Origin of the sequence: Haladaptatus cibarius D43, from assembly GCF_000710615.1 — an archaeon.
Taxonomy (GTDB): Archaea; Halobacteriota; Halobacteria; order Halobacteriales; family Haladaptataceae; genus Haladaptatus; species Haladaptatus cibarius.
The window spans coordinates 86,310-103,198 of the sequence record NZ_JDTH01000001.1; the positions used below are offsets into that span (position 1 = coordinate 86,310).

Consider the following 16,889-nt stretch of genomic DNA (forward strand, 5'->3'; position numbering starts at 1 on the left):
TATTTTGTCAATATTCGTCGATGTTGATGCCGACCGAGCACACGTATTCACCAGTGGCGACCTGCGGCAGTCTACGCGAGCGCCAGAAGATACCGGAACGGTCGGCGGTCACTTCGGCTTTCAGCGTGCCGAACACGTCGGTTACCCCGAACAGGGTTTCGCCCGGTGACACCTCCTCCCCGAGGTCTTTTTTGAACGTCACGATACCGCCGTTCGGCGCGCCGTAGCGGTCGAATCCGGTTGCACGAGTCTGTGGTTCGAACTCGGCCTCGCCGTCGAGGAAGCCGTAGTATCGGAGGACGTTGAACACGCCATTGACGCCGTACTGAATGCTTGTTTCGTCCCAGCCGACACAGCCGCCGAGTTCGGGGTCGATAGTCGGAATGCCCTCGTCGGGGCCAGCGCGTGCGAGTTGCCCGTCCGGCCCTTTCTGGTCGAGAATGTGCCCACAGCCGAACACCTTGGCGAGTTCCAAACACTCGTCGTGCATTCGGTGGCGCTTGCCACAGCGCACACGAGTTTCGTTTATCATCCGGCTGGTCGAACCCTGATGCAGGTCGAGAATCATGTCGGCTCGGGACGCCGCTTCGAAAACGGCCGCCGCGATTCGCTCGCTGGACGTGCCCGATTCGTTGCCGGGGAACGCTCGGTTCATCTTCGTGTCGTCGATGGGGTTGCGGTGCTCCGCCACTTGGAAAGCGTGATAGTTAACCAGACCGACGACGAGAATCGTGCCCGAAATCTCTTCGGGTGCGAGTTGTGGGACGACTCGTTTGATGACTCCGAGTCCGTTGAGTTCGTCACCATCGCTTACGGCCTGTATGTACAGCGTCTTTCCCTCGTTCGCACCATTTATCACGGCGACGGGGAGGCCGAACTGACTCCCATCGCGAGTCTCTCCCACCGCGAGTCGGCCCGTGTCGATTTCTCCGGGGGCCGCGCTCGCCGTACCGAGCGTTGTCATTACAGGTACACCGTTTCCGAACTCCCTTAGCAGTTCGGTATTTCCACCGGCTAACAGTTCGATATTGAAGTGTCACATCGCCACAGTCGGCAGTCACGTTGCCACATTCAGTGAAACTATGAGTAGTTGGTAGAATCATTCGCGCGTGGCAACCGAAGACGAATCGGTAGACGTTCTCGCACCATTCCGACAATTCGTCTCGCTAGAACGTGACGTTCTCGTGCTATCCATGGCGATGTTCGCGTTCAGCCTCGGCTTTCAGATGACCGGGCGATACATGGGGCGCTATCTTTCTCTGCTCGGGGCGACCAGCCTCATCATCGGACTGTACGGGAGTTTCGGCAACCTCATCGGGGCGATGTATCCATATCCCGGTGGAGCGCTGTCGGACAGAATCGGATCACGAACTGCACTGACTCTGTTCGGTTTCTGCTCGACTATCGGCTTCCTCCTCTGGGTCGGTGCACCCGACCTTCCAACGTTTCCGGGCTTCCCGACGTGGGCGTGGATTTTCGTCGGCCTGCTGTTGGTGCAGGCGTGGAAATCGTTTGGACTGGGTGCGACATTCGCCATCGTCAAACAGAGCGTCCCGCCCTCCAAACTCGCGCAGGGGTTCGCCAGCACTGAAACGTTCCGCCGAACCGCGTTCCTGATTGGCCCCCTCGTCGCCGCCAGTCTCATCGCTGCCTACGAGTTCGAACTCGGTTTTCGGTACGTCCTCGCCGTCGGTGCGGTCTTCGCACTGCTGGCGACCCTCACACAGCACGTTCTGTACGAGGCAAGCGAAGATTCACTCGGTAAATCCTTTGCCGGAACCGCACAAATTGTGAACGACCTCAAGGGAATGCCCGCCCCACTTCGGCCCCTCCTCGTCGGCGACACGTTGGTTCGGTTCGCCAACGGAATGGTGTACGTCTTCGTCGTGCTCGCCGTGACCGAGTACCTACAAGTCGATGCGACGCTCCCGTTCGTGGGCTATCTCGGCCCGGAGGCATTCTTCGGCGTCCTCCTCGCAATCGAAATGGCAGTCGCCCTACTGACGATGCTCCCCGTCTCGAAACTCGCGGAACGAATCGGACTGAAACCGGTCGTCGGAATCGGGTTCGTCGTCTACGCCGTCTTTCCCGCACTGCTGGTCAACGCGCCCGACGATGCCGGAATCGTCGCCCTGCTGTTCGCCTTCTCGGGACTTCGATTCGCGGGACTCCCCGCCCACAAAGCCCTCATCGTCGGCCCCGCCGAGGAGAACGCGGGCGGACGAGTCGTCGGGTCGTACTATCTCGTCAGAAACGCGATTACGATTCCGAGCGCCGCGTTCGGCGGGTGGCTGTACGGAATCGAATCGGTGCAAGCTGGATTTGCCACCGTAGACGGGCCGATACTGGCGTTCGGCTTGGCAACCGTCGTTGGTATCGCCGGAACGGCCTACTTCCTCGTCTTCGGGCAGGAACTCGACGCCTACGCCTGAAGTGAAGGTATAGATAGAGGGGAGAGAGGGTCGAGGTGAATTTTTGCGCTCGTTCATCGTTGCTTGAGCATGACCCGTGAAACCGTCTCTATCGGAATGGAGCGGGAAAATCGCGCCAGCTGCTCGCGCACAGTTCGTGTCGGAAACGACGTTCGAGTGTCGGGCATCACGGCTACCGACGAGAACGGAGAAATCGTCGGCGTAGACGACCCCCTACGCACAACAAGGCGAACGCTCGAAAACATCGAATCAACGGTCGAATCCGCAGGCACAAGCCTCGAAGTGGGTTCGAACACGCATGTATGTGACGAATATCGAGAGTTGTGAAGCAATCGGTGACGCCCACGCCGAGTTCTTCGGAGATGTTCGGCCCGCGACGAGTATGGTCGAAGTGAGTAGACTGGCTGCTCCAGAAACGTTGGTCGAAATCGAAGCCGACGCGATACTCGACGGCTGACCGACGGCTCTTTTATCTACGCGTTCTAACCGGCGAGCGTGCAAGAAGAGATTCCTGACCGCCCCGGAGTGGCGAACCTCATCGAGGCGTTGAACCTCCGCCGGAACGCCATCATCGGGTTCGCGCTGAGTGCGCTGTTCACGGTACTCGTGTACGCCTACCGCGTGATGTTCATCGGCGAAGTGCGGGGACAGGCCGGGACGCCGCTTTCGTTTCTCGCACTCGCTGTCGTGCTGGCGCTCACGCTCGGCGCACTTGTTACCGCGGCGTTGACCCTCATTTCAGTGCGCAATCTCGCACGCGACCTCGACTGAGTTCGGATGCAGGTCGGTATCGATGCTACTCCGGTTCGACCATCCCAGCTAGTTCTGCGAGTCGTTCCGCGCCCGACCGAGTTCCCTTAGCCAGTAGGACATCGCCAGCCTGAATTTCTGTTTCTGGGCCGGGCGAGATGACCCAGTCGTCGCGCGGCCTGCGAACCGCGATAACTCGCATTCCGGTTTCGGTTTCGACCCGTTCGTGACCGAGCGTGGTTCCATCGAAATCGCTTGCGTCCGTAACTGTCACCCGGACGATGACCTCGTCGCTTTCTTGCACGGCATGTTCGACGACGGGATGAGTTCCGAGTCCGTGGAGCACCCCCTCGCTAATTTCGACCGCGGCGTCGCTGATGACCTCGGTGCTATTTGCGAGGTGAACGAGCCCGCGCAGTGAAACCGGGTCGTCCGCGCGGCTTGCGGCCTGCAACACCCACGCTTCGAACCGGGATTGGAGGGCATCGACTTCCGCTTCGAGTTCCACGACTTCCTCCGCCACGTCCGCACTGTCGAAGAGGACGCTCCCGTAGGCGAGGTCAACGGCGAGTTCGCTCATGTTCTTCATCAGCACGATGGAATCGACCGCGCGTTCGAGGTCGGTGTCGTCGTCTTCCGGCGGTTCCGGCGGTACGTACTCTTCGCCGGTTGCCTGCTCGTACACCGACCCGATTCCTTCGTCAGGGCCGCGCAAGAGAAGCCGATCGTCCACCCGGAGGTCGGTGTCCTTGTCGGGATTCAGAATCCAGTCCCCGCCGCGATGGATAGCGATGACCCGAACGCCGGTTTCGGTTTCGAGATTCAACCGCCCGAGCGTCTGCCCCGCGAGAGACGAGGAATCCGCAATCGAAACTCGAACGAGCGTTTCGATTGCCTCCGGAAGTGCCGCGCGCATGGTCTGTGGCAGGCCGATGTCCTCTAAGACGACTTTAGCGATGTCACCCGCCGCGTCGCTGATTTTCTCGGCGGCCCCGACGACGCCGAAAACCGGCGCGAGTTCCTCCGCGTCTTCCGGACTTCTGGCGGCCATGAGCAGGCTCATTCGAGCCTGTAATTCCAGCACGTCCATCTTCCCTTCGAGGGCGAGTACTTCGGACGCGATGTCGTCGCTTCCGTGGAACACGGCAGAAAAGGAGAGGTCGATGAGCAGTTCGGCGGTGTCTTTCATCTCCGCTAAAACCTCCTTCACACTCCGTGGTTCGTACTCCACCTCGCCGCTCGCGGGTTCCATAGTTCGGGGTTGGTCGTTCTTCCGTAAAAACGTTCGTAGAAAATGGAAAGACAGCGTAACCCCTGTTTCGTGCGCCGAATCGACTGATAAAGATGTTGCAGGGAACAAGTCCCGACAGAACGACCACGAAAGATAATCCTTTTGCGGGTACCCCGTGAATTGTCGTGGTATGGCAGACGAGGTCAAAAAAGGCTTAGAGGGCGTGGTCGTCGCGGAATCAGCACTCAGCCACATCGATGGAGACGTGGGAAAACTCGTTTATCGAGGATATACGATAGAAGACCTCGCGCGAGATGCGAGTTACGAAGAAGTGCTGTATCTCCTTTGGCACGGTACTCTTCCGAATCGTGAGGAGCTAGAATCGTTCAGCGAGTCGATGGCGGAAGAACGCGCAGTGGACGACGGCGTCATGGACACTGTGCGCGAACTCGCTGAATCGGATTCGAACCCGATGGCGGCGCTCCGGACTGCGGTTTCGATGCTCGCAACGTACGACGCGGACGATTCCGACTCCGACCCGGCAGACCGCGAGGCAAACCTCAGGAAGGGCCGACGAATCACCGCGAAGATGCCGACCATTCTCGCAGCCTTCACACGCATCCGAAACGGTGACGACCGGGTCGAACCGCGAACCGACCTCGGACACGCCGAGAACTTCCTCTACATGCTCAACGACGAGGAACCCGACGACGTGCTCGCAGACGTGTTCGACCAAGCACTCGTCCTGCACGCAGACCACGGCCTGAACGCCTCGACGTTCTCCGCGATGGTCACGGCGAGCACGCTTGCCGACCTCCACAGCGCGGTGACGAGCGCAATCGGCACGCTGTCCGGTTCGCTCCACGGCGGCGCGAACGCTAACGTCATGCGGATGCTGAAGGAAGTGGACGACGCGAACCAAGACCCAGTCGAATGGGTGCAGGATGCGCTCGACGAGGGACGCCGCGTCGCCGGATTCGGCCACCGCGTCTACAACGTAAAAGACCCGCGCGCAAAGATTCTCGGCGAACAGAGCGAGGAACTCGGCGAGGCCGCAGGCGACACCAAATGGTACGAGATGTCCGTCGCCATCGAGGACTACATCAGCGAAGAGAAAGGACTCGCACCGAACGTGGACTTCTACTCCGCCTCGACGTACTACCAGATGGGAATCCCAATCGACATCTACACGCCGATTTTCGCCGTCTCGCGCGTCGGTGGCTGGATTGCCCACGTGCTGGAACAGTACGACGACAACCGCCTAATTCGCCCCCGTGCGAAGTACATCGGCGAAGAAGACGCCGACTTCGTCCCGCTCGACGAGCGATAACGAACTCGTTCGGCAGTCGGTTTACGCACTAGACGCTTTCTTTTCGAGATACGTTATTTCGACCATCAGATCCGGACGGTCGGCGTCCGAGAACCGGAACCGCCACGACCGGTCGAACGCTACTCGACCGTCCTGTGCCTTCATCAGTAGTTCTCTAAGCATGGAATCGAATTGAGGTAGTGAAGAAGATGTAGATGCGTCACCTACTGACCCGGAAGACGTTGTCCGCGGCTCAAGAGGAAGAAGACGCGTGATTTCGACCATCAAGTCACGATAGTGACTGTCGGGATACCGAAACGTCCACGCCCGGTCGAACAGCGCCGAGGAGTCGTGATGAAGACCGAGTAGCAACTTCAACGTTGACCGGAACTCTTCCGGCGAAGCGACCCACGAAGAGAAGCCGCGAGGATTGCTCATACACCGTGATTTTCTACGAGCTACATAAGCCGGGTCAACGCTCCCCCTCCGTTCCACTGATTCTTCCGCCGATGAACAGTTCGAAACGTGGTAAACGATTCTGAACGGTCGAATTTGGCGTGGTTCAGTCGATTTCAGTCGTTCAGCAGTTCATCCAACATTCCACCGACGTGGTCGATTTCCTCCGGGATGACGCCGTGGCCCATTTCCTCGAAGATTTGCTCGGTCACGTCGCCGTCGAGTTCGCGGAGCACGTCTCGCGTCTCGTGGACGCGCTCGACAGGAATATGCGGGTCGCGGTCGCTACAGCCGAGATAGACCGGTGTACCATCGAGTGACCCGTCGTACTCTCGGGACGTCCCGTCCGGGCCGATAAGACCGCCACTGAATCCAGCGACACCGCCGTATCGCTCCGCGTTTCGTGCAACGAACTCGGTCGTCAGACAGGCACCCTGCGAGAAGCCGAGGATGAAGGTTCGTTCCGGGGAAATGCCCGCGTCTTCGAGGTCGGAGAAAATCGTTTCGAGCAGCGCCAACGCCGACGATAAATACGGCTGATTCGATTCTATCGGCGCGAGGAACGATTGTGGGTACCACGTGTTTCTTGACGCTTGCGGAGCGAGATAGGCGATTTCCGGGTGTTGAAATTCTTGAGTCAGTTCGAAAATGCTTTCGGCGGTCGCACCGCGCCCGTGGACGAGCACCATCGCTGTGTCGGCGTCGTCGATAGCCGTCCCTGTAGTTGCAACCGGTTGTCCGGCGTGCGGGCCATCTACGTCGTCCGTGGTGAACTGGAAATCCGTCATCTATCTCAGAAATAGTGCTCCTCCATCCTACCGTTTTCTGCACCCGAATTTTCTGCCGTTAGGTGTTTTACTGTCTCCTCTCAGGTTTCCTCGGCACTCCCGCGTTCTTCCATCATCGCGGCGGCACGGGAGGCCCATCCGCCCCAATAAAATCCCGCGCTGACGATGCCCATCGACCAGACGTAGTGAAGCAAAATTCCGGCGTACACGCCCATCACGCCGTAGTCCATCTGCACTCCAACCAGCCACGAAAAGCCGACCATGAACAGAAACATTCCAGAAGTACGCGCGAAAAAGGGCGTTTTCGTGTCGCTTCCGCCTTGCAGTGACCCGGCGAGAATGACGAAGAGGACGAGGAACGGCGCAGCCAATCCGTACACCCGGGCGAAATCTGCGGCGTATTCGAGGGTCGGCGGGTCGGAGGTGAAAAGCCGAACCAATGGCTCGGCAGTGAGAAAGAGCAGGCCGCCGATTCCACCGACCGTTAGCAGTCCGAGGGCGGCGGTTGCCCAGCCTTCGAAGCGCGCTCTGTCTGGGTCGCCACTGCCGAGGGCTTGGCCGACGACGACGCTGGAGGCGACACTGTACCCTCGGGAGAGCGGCCCGGTCACTTGCTGGTACACCCGGCGACCGATTTGATAGGCCGCGTTGACTTCCGTTCCGAAGGCGAGCAGAATTGCGTTGAACGGGAACTCCGCAATCGTCGCGGCGATTCCTTCACCGATTCGGGGCGCGCTGACGACGAGCAGTTGCTTCGTAATGGTGCGATTTTGCGGTCGGACAAACGATGCCTGCGTCCAATTGGTGCTAATCGCAAGCAAAAGTGCGGTCGCGGTGAACAAATTGCCGACGGCGGTGGCAATGCCGACACCGACGATTTGCAGGTTCGGAAACGGGCCGAGGCCGAGTCCGAGCGCCACGGTTCCACCGATGTTGAGCAGATTGGAGACGACGTTGATGTACATCGGCGTTTTCGTGTCGCCAGTACCCTGTAAGGAGCGCGCGGCAACCAGCGCGACGTGTCGCGCTGGTGCCGTGAGGAAGATGATGAGAAGATACGTGCCGCCCATCCGCGCGACGTTTTCGGGCGCGCCGAGAATGGCGATTGCAGGTTCTGCGAACAACAGACCGAAGAGAACGAACGGAATCCCGGCGACCGTACCGACCAAAATTGCTTGGGTAATTGCCTCGTCGCGGTTCGCGGTCGCGCCGACGCCGGTATCCTGACTGGAGAGCGCAATCGCTCCGCCACCGAGTCCGAGTCCGATTCTGAGTGGCAGGCGCGCGTAGAGGTCTGCAAGACCGATTGCCGCGACCGCGGCGGGCGAGAACAAGGCAGTAACGATGATGTCGGTCGTCCGCATCAGCGTTCGGAGCACCTGCTCGGCCATCACCGGCCACGAGAGCGAAAGCACTCGACGCCAGACGGCAATCGTTCGCGCGCGAAGCGTCACTGGAACGTGATTCCGTCCGGCGGGGTTTGGCTGTACCGGAACGGGCAACCGACGCGAAATGGACAAAATGCGATTAACCGGCCCATAACTATCCCTTCTATCGGGGTACGTACCACCAATCAACGATGAGGACGCTGGCAATCGTCAACGGCAGCGAGGAGCAGTACGGTGGATGGCGACCTGCGCGCGAGCAGTACGCTTCGCCACAGTTCAGGTCGAAAGCGAAATACGCGGAAACGTGTGACGATTGGCGAATCGTCTCCGAAAAGCATGGTCTGTTCTCTCCCGACGCTAGAATCGGACTGGACGAGGCCACGCTCGCTTCGTTGACACCGTCCGAGCGAAACGACTGGGCGCGAGCGGTGCGCGTTGAAATCAAGCGACTCGTCGTAGAGGAAGACAACTACGACGCACTGGTCGCGCTTCTCGATTCGGAGTACGTTCGCCCGCTGTCCCCGCTCTGGAAGGAGTTAGAGAGGAATGACATTCAGGTGCGTATCGAGCAGACGCCGCATGAGGGGGCGAAGGAGACGAACGAATCCACATGTTAGTGTTCGTCTACGGAACACTCACCGACCCGAATCGGGCCGATAGCGTCGTTGAGACGTTCGAGTTCGTCGGCGATGCAGTTCTCTCGGGACTACATCGCGTCGATGGGGAGTACCCGACACTGGCACCGGATGGCGAGACGGAAGGACGACTGCTCGAAACGCCGGATATAGCGATGTTAGACGCATACGAAGGTGTCGGGCGAGGACTGTACGTCAGAGTTACAGTTCCGATGGAGGAAACGGAAGTCGCGGTGTACGTCGGCGACCCGACTCGATTAGGCGTGAAAAAGCCAGTTTCGTGGCCGGACGGTGAAACGTTCGAACAGCGCGTCCGTCGGTACGTTCGTGAGGAAGGGGTTCAGGTGGAATCGGCCACATGATTTATGTATGACGTTCGTCAGACAGCGATGTCTGCCTTCCGTCAGACACACAGCTTTCTTCGGTGCTTGCTTGTGATTTCACTTTCACTCCACCCTCCATGGCTTTATATACTCGGGAGTTCACTCTCCGGACGCGGTTACACGCTCCGCGCTCTCCGTTCTTTCCCCTTTCCCCACCGAACCAGTGCCGACTCAATCCGAGGGACTCGATGCGACTTCGACCGCCCGTTCGAGCATCCCGTTATGAGTCGTATAATAGTAGTACAGACCGGCACCGACCGCCGCGACACAATTGGAGATCGTGACGGCCCAGAACACGGCAGACACGCCGTAGTCGAGCCAGAGGACGCCGATTGCGGCGATAGGGAGCCGTAGTCCCCAGTATTTTACCAAGTCGGCCACCAAACTCACTTTCGTCCGACGTGCGCCGTTAAAGCCCGCGTTGAACAGATACATCGCACCGATGGCCCAGTAGCCGTACACCAGAATCCGGAGATATTCGACAGTCAAGTCGAATCCTTGAGAAGTCATATCCGGAACGAACGTTCTGACCAGTAGTTCGGGAGCAACCCACTGGAAGACACCGATTAGGGTCAAACCGACAGCGGCGATGCCTGCGCCCACCCACGTAGTGAGGCGTGCACGGTTCGGTTTTTCTGCACCGATATTCTGACCGATGACGCTCTGTGCGGCCTGCGAAAGACCACTGGCAGGAATGAATGCAACGCTGGCGATACGGGCACCGACAGTGTAGGCCGCGAGAGCAGCAGACCCGCCAGCGGCGGCGACAACCCCGACGATGAGCAGTCGAACCGATTGCCCGGCGGCGCGTTGGCCGCAGATAGGAAGGCCAATATCGACGATTTCACGGTAATCGTTCATTTCGAACGTCATCGACTCTTTCGTAAGCGAGAAGCCGTTTCGCCCGCGAAGCATCATTCCAAGACCCAACAGCGACGAAATACCGTATCCGAGGATAGTTGCTAGTGCAGCGCCCGCGATTTCGAACCCTGAGAATCCGGGAATCCCGTAGCCAAAGATGAGAATCGGGTCGAGAACAATGTTGATAGCGACCGCAGCGACGTTGATGTAGAGGGCCGCGCGCGAATCGCCCGATCCGATGAATCCCATCTCGATGGCGTCGCCCATTCCCACGAGTGGCAGGCCGAGCGAAAACGTCGTGAAATAGATGACGGTCAGCGACGTGACTTCAGGTTCGGCACTGAACAAGGAAATGGCATCGGCACCGAAAATCAACACGAGAATGGTGAGCGCCAAACCGAGGACGAACGCGAGGGTGACACCGTGAAACACCGCGCGGCGCGCGAGCGAATCCTCTTCAGCCCCGACGCGCTGGGAGACGAGAACCTGTGTTCCGATGTTAGTCATCATGAGGACGGCGAACAAAAACGCGGTCAACGGGAAGCTTAGCCCCACCGCGGCAACCGCATCTTCCCCGAGTCGGCCGACCCAAAATGTATCGACGACCTGTTGGGCGACCTGTACGAAATTCTGCATGACGAGAGGGGCGGCAAGAAGCAGAAGAGAGCGTATCAGTGACCCATCAGTTATTTCCTCACGTGACACATCGACCATGGTTTTTGCCGTTACACAGATTATAAAATCTTGATAGTATTTATAAGTATCCCAGTGAAAATATGAGAATAGTTATCTCGTAACACTGAATTTCAGCGGCGAATCGAAAAGCGATTATTCGGTTTGCTGTACCGTTTGGCGAGTCGTCTGACGACTCGCGCGCCTGATTTTGTAGCTGGTGTAGATGAAGTACAGTCCCGCTAATCCGACGAGAACGTAGATAAGATTCGTAAGTATCTGTGCAACATCGGGAAGAAACAGCATACCCATCCCTTGTCGCACGACGTTTACCTGTCTACCGATGAGACTCGTTATACCGACGATTCCCCAGTTGAGCGCGCCAATGACGACGAGGAGGATACTGAACCAGTCCAGTCCGTTGGTTTCCATCGCTCCACTCGTCCTCACGGTACTGTCGGTAGCCATGACCTGTGAGTAAACGAAGGAGAGGTATTGTTATTTGGCAGTTATCCGCCGTCCGGCGAGGGTATTTTGAGATTTCCATTCGGCAACGCCGAACTACACGGAGATTGTAAACGGAACAGGCAAACTGGCTTCGCCAATACCCTACCCTTTTGTCGTACCGGCCCCAAACCGTGAGCAATGAGTGGGCGGCGCAAACCCGATTGGTTGAAGATGCGGCCCCCGTCGGGTCAGGAGTTTACAGGAATCAAACAGACGCTCCGCGAACACGACTTGAACACCGTCTGTGAGGAAGCGAACTGTCCAAACCTCGGAGAATGTTGGAGCGGTCGGGGTTCGGACGGCGGTGGCACGGCCACGTTCATGTTGATGGGTCACAAATGCACCCGAAGTTGTGGGTTCTGCGACGTGGATACGGGCGGCGGCGAACCGCTCGATCCGGACGAACCCGTAAACGTGGCGAGCGCCATCGCGGAAATCGGCCTCGATTACGTAGTTCTCACGTCGGTTGACCGGGACGATCTCGACGGACAGGGCGCAGAACACTTCGCGCAGACGATTCGGGAAATCAAAAAGCGCCATCCCGGCATCCTCGTGGAAGTGCTGATTCCCGACTTCCAAGGCGAAGAAAAGTTGGTTCGAAAAATTATCGACGCCGAACCGGACGTGATTGCGCACAACGTCGAGACGGTCGAACGACTGCAGCGTCCGGTTCGTGACCCGCGTGCGGGATACGAACAGAGTTTGGGCGTTCTCGAACAGGTCAAACGCGAGTCGAACATCTACACGAAAACGAGTCTGATGCTCGGCCTCGGAGAATACGACCACGAAGTGTATCAGGCGCTTTCGGATCTCCGGGAGACGGACGTGGACATCGTCACGCTTGGGCAGTATCTCCAACCGTCGCGGACGCACCTCGACGTGGAGGAGTACGTCCATCCATCGAAGTTCGAAACATGGCGACAGGTCGCGGAAGACGAGTTGTCCTTCCTCTACTGCGCCAGCGGTGCGATGGTTCGCTCGTCGTACAAAGCGGGCGAACTGTTCGTGGACGCCATCCTCCGAGATGGAAAAAGCGTGGAGCAGGCGAGGAAAGAGGCCCGAAGAGCCTCCGTATAAAAACGGTCGAGTCGGAAGACGGAACGCACGAGAGAAACCGGCACGGTGGGTTGGGAGGTGCGAACTTCGAATCACAAAGCAGTTACAAATTTGTTTTAGACGACACAAGTCGGGGGAAGTGGGAAATCGACAGCACGGATGACCTGTCCATCATTCGACTTACAACCGGCCAGAAATTTTAAATAGAGAAATTAATTCGGTTCTCGAAGAACAATATACGAAAAATGGCAGACGGAGCAATCTCTATGGGAAGTTAATTACGAAAACCCTATAACCTGCGCCAGAGTTCTTTCGTACATGTCAGGATGGGTTCGACCGTGAGCATCGTACACCAAGACCCCCAGGAACGAGTACAGATACTGGACGAAGACGGAACGGTGTTGGACGGTGCGGAAGTGCCGGACCTCTCCGACGAGGAACTGGTGGATATGTACCACCAGATGCGCCTCGCCCGTCACTTCGACGAACGAGCAGTCAGCCTCCAACGGCAAGGCCGAATGGGAACCTACCCGCCCCTCTCGGGACAGGAAGGTGCCCAAATCGGCAGTGTCTACGCGCTGGCCGACGACGACTGGATGTACCCGAGTTACCGCGAACACGGGGCCGCACTCGTCCGTGGTCTTTCGCTGACCCAGACCATGCTTTACTGGATGGGTCACGAGAAAGGCAACGAAATCGCGGAGGATTCCAACATCTTCACCGTCTCAGTGCCAATTGCAACGCAAATCCTTCACGCGACGGGAGGAGCGTGGGCATCCCGCCTGAAAGACGAAAGTAAGGCGTTCATGTGTTACTTTGGTGACGGTGCAACCAGCGAGGGTGACTTCCACGAAGGACTCAACTTCGCAGGCGTCTTCGACGCACCTGCAGTTTTCTTCTGTAACAACAACCAGTGGGCGATTTCGGTGCCACGAGAGCGCCAGACCGCCTCGAAGACCATCGCGCAGAAAGCCACTGCATACGGCTTCGAAGGCGTACAGGTCGATGGGATGGACCCACTCGCAGTGTACCAGGTGACGAAAGAGGCCGTCGAGAAGGCCAAAAACCCCGGCGAGGACGAACTGCGTCCGACACTCATCGAGGCGGTTCAGTACCGCTTCGGTGCACACACCACTGCCGACGACCCGACTGTCTACCGTGATGACGAAGAAGTCAAAAAGTGGAAGAAAAAGGATCCGATTCCGCGGATGGAGAAATTCCTGCTCAACACGGGCCGTCTGGACGAAGAAGGCGTCGAAGAAATCGAGGCCGACATCAAACAGCAGGTCGCAGACGCCATCGACGAGGCCGAAGCAGTTGAGCGACCCGAACCCGAGGAAATCTTCAATCACGTCTATGCGGATATGCCACGGCGACTCCGAGAACAGATGGAGTCGTTCGAGCAAATCCGAGAAAAGTACGGAGACGAAGCGCTTCTGGAGGATTAAAACATGAGTCAGGCAACTACCGAATCCGAGAATCTTACGCTCGTGCAGGCAGTCCGCGACGGACTGTACACTGAAATGCAACAGGACGACGACGTCATCGTTATGGGCGAGGACGTCGGCAAGAACGGCGGCGTGTTCCGCGCCACGGAAGGACTCTACGAGGAGTTCGGCGACGACCGCGTCATCGACACCCCGCTAGCAGAGTCCGGTATCGTTGGAACGGCTATCGGTATGGCCGCCTACGGTCTGAAGCCCGTTCCGGAAATGCAGTTCTCCGGCTTCATGTACCCGGCATTCGACCAAATCGTCTCCCACGCGGCGCGACTTCGCACGCGAAGTCGCGGCCGGTTCACCTGTCCGATGGTCGTTCGCGCGCCATACGGTGGCGGAATCCGTGCGCCGGAACACCACTCCGAGTCGATGGAAGCGTTCTACACCCATCAGCCCGGCCTCAAGGTCGTTATGCCGAGTACGCCCTACGACACGAAGGGACTGCTCACGTCCGCAATCCGCGACCCCGACCCGGTCATCTTCCTCGAACCGAAACTCATCTATCGCGCGTTCCGCGGCGAAGTGCCGACGGAATCTTACGAAGTCCCGCTCGGCGAGGCCGCAGTCCGCCGCGAAGGGGCAGACATTTCGGTGTTCACGTGGGGTGCGATGACCCGACCGACGATGGAAGCCGCGGAGGAACTGGAAGGCGAAATCGACGTGGAAGTCGTCGACCTCAGAACGGTGTCGCCACTCGACGAGGACACCATCATCGAATCGTTCAAGAAGACCGGACGCGCGGCAGTCGTCCACGAGGCTCCGAAAACTGGCGGTTTGGCCGGTGAAATCGCGGCGACGATTCAAGAGGAAGCCCTGCTGTATCAGGAGGCACCAGTCGAACGAATCACCGGCTTCGACACGCCGTTCCCGCTCTACAGCCTCGAAGACTACTACCTGCCCGAACCAGCACGCATCAAGGAAGGCATCCGAGACGCGGTGAACTTCTAATATGGTACGCGAATTCAAACTCCCCGACGTCGGCGAAGGTGTCGCCGAAGGTGAACTCGTCAGTTGGCTTGTCGAGGAAGGCGACGAGGTCAGCGAAGACCAACCCGTCGCGGAAGTCGAGACGGACAAGGCAATCGTGGAGGTTCCCTCCCCGGTTAACGGGAGCGTCCGCGAACTCCGCGCAGAGGAGGGCGAAGTCGTCCCCGTCGGCAACGTCATCATCACGTTCAACGTGGAGGGCGAGGACGATGAGGACACGGCCACCGAGAGCGCCGAATCCGAAGAGCCGACGGAATCACAAGAGGAAGTCGCCGAGGAGCCAGAAGTTTCGGAGGAAACCGAGACTCCCGAAGGACGCGTCTTCGCGGCACCGAGCGCACGCCGACTCGCGCGTGAACTCGGTGTGGATATTGCAACCGTCGAAGGCACCGGGCCGAGCGGTCGCGTAACCGAACACGACGTTCGCACGACGGCCGAAAGCACGACGGACGAAGTCGAGCAGGAAACCGACGAAGTCCAACCGGACGATGACCTCGACATTCAACCTGAAAACATAAGTTCAGGTGGTGGCGGACCGGCACCGGATTCGGTCGAACCTGCTGACCGCGAACGAACACTGGCCGCACCCGCAACCCGGCGACTCGCCGACGAGCAGGGTGTCAATCTTAATGCCGTACCCGCGGTCGAAGAGCACGACGGACAGGCGTTCGTCACGCCGGAAGCCGTGCGGGAGTACGCCGAGGCTCAACAGCAAGCGCAGGCAGCGGACGCCGCCGCAGTCGCAACGGGCGAGACTGGCCCACGCGAAGAGCGGATTCCGTACCGCGGCATTCGGCGAACTATCGGCAAGCAGATGCAGAAGTCGAAGTTCACCGCGCCGCACGTCACTCACCACGACACGACGGAAGTGTCGGAACTGGTCGAGACGCGCGAGGAACTGCGCGGTATCGCCGACGAACAGGGTATCAAGCTTACCTACATGCCGTTCGTGCTGAAGGCGGTCGTCGCCGCGCTCAAGGACTTCCCGTACCTCAACTCCGCACTGGACGAGGAGAACGAGGAAATCGTCGTCAAGAACTACTACAACATCGGTATCGCAGTGGCGACCGACGACGGCCTGATGGTTCCCGTCATCAAGAACGTAGACCAGAAGGATATGCTCCAACTCGCCTCGGAGATGAACGAACTGGTCGAGAAAGCCCGCGACCGCACCATCTCCCGCGAGGAGATGCAGGGCGGAACGTTCACCATCACGAACTTCGGCGCGATTGGCGGAAAACACGCGACGCCTATCATCAACCACCCCGAAGTCGGTATCCTCGGACTGGGGTCGCTGAAAAAGCGCCCGGTCGTCGTGGACGATGAGGTGGAAGCGCGGCCGGTGCTCCCGATTTCGATGTCCATCGACCACCGCATCATCGACGGTGCAATCGTCGCGCAGTTCGCCAACCAGTTGTTGGAGTACCTGCACAATCCGAAACTGCTCCTGTTGGAGTAGTCCGAAAGTCGTTGCAGAGTTTTCGATTTGTGTTTTTTCGATTTGACAAGAAGAAGGTGATAGCTACTCGGTTTCTCGCTCGTGTTCGAATCCAACACCGGATATGAATCCGAATATCGAGAGACCATAGCCGAGCACCATTACGGTGAAATTAGGTGTCGGGGTGACGCCATTGAGTAGACTCAGACAACCAAACGTCATGACTCCGGCGAACGCACCGCTCAACCAGTTCGGCCCGTCGGTGCTTCGAAGAAGCGACCCATATTGAAGCGCAACTGCGGTTCCAACGCCGTACACCGACGCGATACCGACGAGGAGGATGAGAGATTCATCCGTCGGCGATTCGAAGAAAGCGACACTGCCGGTTACGACGATACTGACGAGTAAGGCGATAGCGTGGCGGAGAAGGCGATTCATAATCTCGATCGATGTCATCAGGATATAATATTTCTTGTAGCGAGAACGAACTCGCTACA

At 58.5% G+C, this 16,889-nt stretch carries 17 protein-coding genes and 1 pseudogene; 10 read left to right on the plus strand and 8 right to left on the minus strand.

What is annotated here, in order from left to right; genetic code table 11:
- Window positions 1–7: 7 nt before the first annotated feature.
- A complete protein-coding gene (locus HL45_RS00475; protein ID WP_049969160.1) occupies window positions 8–964 on the minus strand; it encodes a succinylglutamate desuccinylase/aspartoacylase family protein in 957 nt (318 codons plus the stop codon).
- 145 nt (window positions 965–1,109) lie between these two features.
- On the opposite strand from HL45_RS00475, the gene HL45_RS00480 reads away from it, so the two are divergent.
- From HL45_RS00480 to HL45_RS00490, 3 genes and pseudogenes are all read left to right on the plus strand, one after another.
- Window positions 1,110–2,432: an MFS transporter gene (locus tag HL45_RS00480; RefSeq protein ID WP_049969161.1), complete on the plus strand. Its 1,323-nt coding sequence runs from the start codon at window positions 1,110–1,112 to the stop codon at window positions 2,430–2,432.
- A 69-nt stretch (window positions 2,433–2,501) separates the two neighbouring features.
- A pseudogene (locus HL45_RS00485) lies at window positions 2,502–2,889 on the plus strand (Rid family hydrolase).
- 38 nt (window positions 2,890–2,927) lie between these two features.
- The gene (locus tag HL45_RS00490) at window positions 2,928–3,203 is read left to right on the plus strand and encodes a DUF7536 family protein (RefSeq protein WP_049969162.1); all 276 of its coding nucleotides are present in this window, start codon (window positions 2,928–2,930) and stop codon (window positions 3,201–3,203) included.
- Between the two features lie 25 nt (window positions 3,204–3,228).
- On the opposite strand, the gene HL45_RS00495 is transcribed toward HL45_RS00490, so the two are convergent.
- A complete protein-coding gene (locus HL45_RS00495) occupies window positions 3,229–4,434 on the minus strand; it encodes a potassium channel family protein (protein WP_049969163.1) in 1,206 nt (401 codons plus the stop codon).
- A gap of 169 nt (window positions 4,435–4,603) precedes the next feature.
- On the opposite strand from HL45_RS00495, the gene citZ reads away from it, so the two are divergent.
- A complete protein-coding gene (gene citZ, locus HL45_RS00500; protein ID WP_049969164.1) occupies window positions 4,604–5,743 on the plus strand; it encodes a citrate synthase in 1,140 nt (379 codons plus the stop codon).
- A 21-nt stretch (window positions 5,744–5,764) separates the two neighbouring features.
- On the opposite strand, the gene HL45_RS20210 is transcribed toward citZ, so the two are convergent.
- The 3 genes from HL45_RS20210 to HL45_RS00510 form a co-directional block, all read right to left on the minus strand.
- Complete coding sequence (locus HL45_RS20210) at window positions 5,765–6,160, minus strand: hypothetical protein (protein ID WP_144239975.1); 396 nt, start codon at window positions 6,158–6,160, stop codon at window positions 5,765–5,767.
- Between the two features lie 134 nt (window positions 6,161–6,294).
- Window positions 6,295–6,966, minus strand: coding sequence for an alpha/beta hydrolase (locus HL45_RS00505; protein ID WP_049969165.1), 672 nt, complete (start codon window positions 6,964–6,966; stop codon window positions 6,295–6,297).
- Between the two features lie 80 nt (window positions 6,967–7,046).
- Entirely contained in the window at window positions 7,047–8,357 is a 1,311-nt protein-coding gene (locus HL45_RS00510; RefSeq protein WP_049970027.1) for an MATE family efflux transporter, read from the minus strand.
- 188 nt (window positions 8,358–8,545) lie between these two features.
- Between HL45_RS00510 and HL45_RS00515 the strand changes: the two genes are divergently transcribed.
- Together HL45_RS00515 and HL45_RS00520 are read left to right on the plus strand one after the other, a co-directional pair.
- Window positions 8,546–8,971 (plus strand): DUF6884 domain-containing protein, encoded by a 426-nt coding sequence (locus HL45_RS00515; protein ID WP_049969166.1) that lies wholly within the window; start codon window positions 8,546–8,548, stop codon window positions 8,969–8,971.
- Window positions 8,965–9,351, plus strand: a complete 387-nt coding sequence (locus tag HL45_RS00520) for a gamma-glutamylcyclotransferase family protein (protein WP_049969167.1) — start codon at window positions 8,965–8,967, stop codon at window positions 9,349–9,351. The genes HL45_RS00515 and HL45_RS00520 overlap by 7 nt, the downstream gene beginning before the upstream one ends.
- A gap of 192 nt (window positions 9,352–9,543) precedes the next feature.
- On the opposite strand, the gene HL45_RS00525 is transcribed toward HL45_RS00520, so the two are convergent.
- Window positions 9,544–10,947, minus strand: coding sequence for an MATE family efflux transporter (locus HL45_RS00525; protein ID WP_049969169.1), 1,404 nt, complete (start codon window positions 10,945–10,947; stop codon window positions 9,544–9,546).
- 114 nt (window positions 10,948–11,061) lie between these two features.
- Window positions 11,062–11,373 carry a DUF378 domain-containing protein gene (locus tag HL45_RS00530; protein ID WP_049969170.1) on the minus strand — a complete coding sequence of 104 codons (312 nt, stop codon included), beginning with the start codon at window positions 11,371–11,373 and terminating at the stop codon, window positions 11,062–11,064.
- Window positions 11,374–11,550: 177 nt separating this feature from the next.
- Between HL45_RS00530 and lipA the strand changes: the two genes are divergently transcribed.
- The 4 genes from lipA to HL45_RS00550 all read left to right on the plus strand — a co-directional run bounded on the left by lipA (window position 11,551) and on the right by HL45_RS00550 (window position 16,413).
- Window positions 11,551–12,489 (plus strand): lipoyl synthase, encoded by a 939-nt coding sequence (gene lipA / locus HL45_RS00535; RefSeq protein ID WP_049969172.1) that lies wholly within the window; start codon window positions 11,551–11,553, stop codon window positions 12,487–12,489.
- A 305-nt stretch (window positions 12,490–12,794) separates the two neighbouring features.
- Window positions 12,795–13,916 (plus strand): pyruvate dehydrogenase (acetyl-transferring) E1 component subunit alpha, encoded by a 1,122-nt coding sequence (gene pdhA, locus HL45_RS00540; RefSeq protein WP_394324781.1) that lies wholly within the window; start codon window positions 12,795–12,797, stop codon window positions 13,914–13,916.
- Between the two features lie 3 nt (window positions 13,917–13,919).
- Entirely contained in the window at window positions 13,920–14,915 is a 996-nt protein-coding gene (locus HL45_RS00545; protein ID WP_049969173.1) for an alpha-ketoacid dehydrogenase subunit beta, read from the plus strand.
- Between the two features lies 1 nt (window position 14,916).
- Complete coding sequence (locus tag HL45_RS00550) at window positions 14,917–16,413, plus strand: dihydrolipoamide acetyltransferase family protein (protein WP_049969174.1); 1,497 nt, start codon at window positions 14,917–14,919, stop codon at window positions 16,411–16,413.
- A 63-nt stretch (window positions 16,414–16,476) separates the two neighbouring features.
- On the opposite strand, the gene HL45_RS00555 is transcribed toward HL45_RS00550, so the two are convergent.
- The gene (locus tag HL45_RS00555; protein WP_049970029.1) at window positions 16,477–16,830 is read right to left on the minus strand and encodes a hypothetical protein; all 354 of its coding nucleotides are present in this window, start codon (window positions 16,828–16,830) and stop codon (window positions 16,477–16,479) included.
- Window positions 16,831–16,889: the final 59 nt, after the last annotated feature.

Coding starts and splice junctions, on each gene's coding strand:
- HL45_RS00475 (WP_049969160.1), bottom strand. CDS start 964: ATGACAACGCTCGGTACGGCGAGCGCGGCCCCCGGAGAAATCGACACG.
- HL45_RS00525 (WP_049969169.1), bottom strand. CDS start 10,947: ATGGTCGATGTGTCACGTGAGGAAATAACTGATGGGTCACTGATACGC.
- HL45_RS00515 (WP_049969166.1), top strand. CDS start 8,546: ATGAGGACGCTGGCAATCGTCAACGGCAGCGAGGAGCAGTACGGTGGA.
- HL45_RS00505 (WP_049969165.1), bottom strand. CDS start 6,966: ATGACGGATTTCCAGTTCACCACGGACGACGTAGATGGCCCGCACGCC.
- HL45_RS20210 (WP_144239975.1), bottom strand. CDS start 6,160: ATGAGCAATCCTCGCGGCTTCTCTTCGTGGGTCGCTTCGCCGGAAGAG.
- HL45_RS00550 (WP_049969174.1), top strand. CDS start 14,917: ATGGTACGCGAATTCAAACTCCCCGACGTCGGCGAAGGTGTCGCCGAA.
- HL45_RS00510 (WP_049970027.1), bottom strand. CDS start 8,357: ATGGCCGAGCAGGTGCTCCGAACGCTGATGCGGACGACCGACATCATC.
- HL45_RS00530 (WP_049969170.1), bottom strand. CDS start 11,373: ATGGCTACCGACAGTACCGTGAGGACGAGTGGAGCGATGGAAACCAAC.
- pdhA (WP_394324781.1), top strand. CDS start 12,795: ATGGGTTCGACCGTGAGCATCGTACACCAAGACCCCCAGGAACGAGTA.
- HL45_RS00555 (WP_049970029.1), bottom strand. CDS start 16,830: ATGAATCGCCTTCTCCGCCACGCTATCGCCTTACTCGTCAGTATCGTC.
- HL45_RS00495 (WP_049969163.1), bottom strand. CDS start 4,434: ATGGAACCCGCGAGCGGCGAGGTGGAGTACGAACCACGGAGTGTGAAG.
- HL45_RS00545 (WP_049969173.1), top strand. CDS start 13,920: ATGAGTCAGGCAACTACCGAATCCGAGAATCTTACGCTCGTGCAGGCA.
- HL45_RS00520 (WP_049969167.1), top strand. CDS start 8,965: ATGTTAGTGTTCGTCTACGGAACACTCACCGACCCGAATCGGGCCGAT.
- citZ (WP_049969164.1), top strand. CDS start 4,604: ATGGCAGACGAGGTCAAAAAAGGCTTAGAGGGCGTGGTCGTCGCGGAA.
- lipA (WP_049969172.1), top strand. CDS start 11,551: ATGAGTGGGCGGCGCAAACCCGATTGGTTGAAGATGCGGCCCCCGTCG.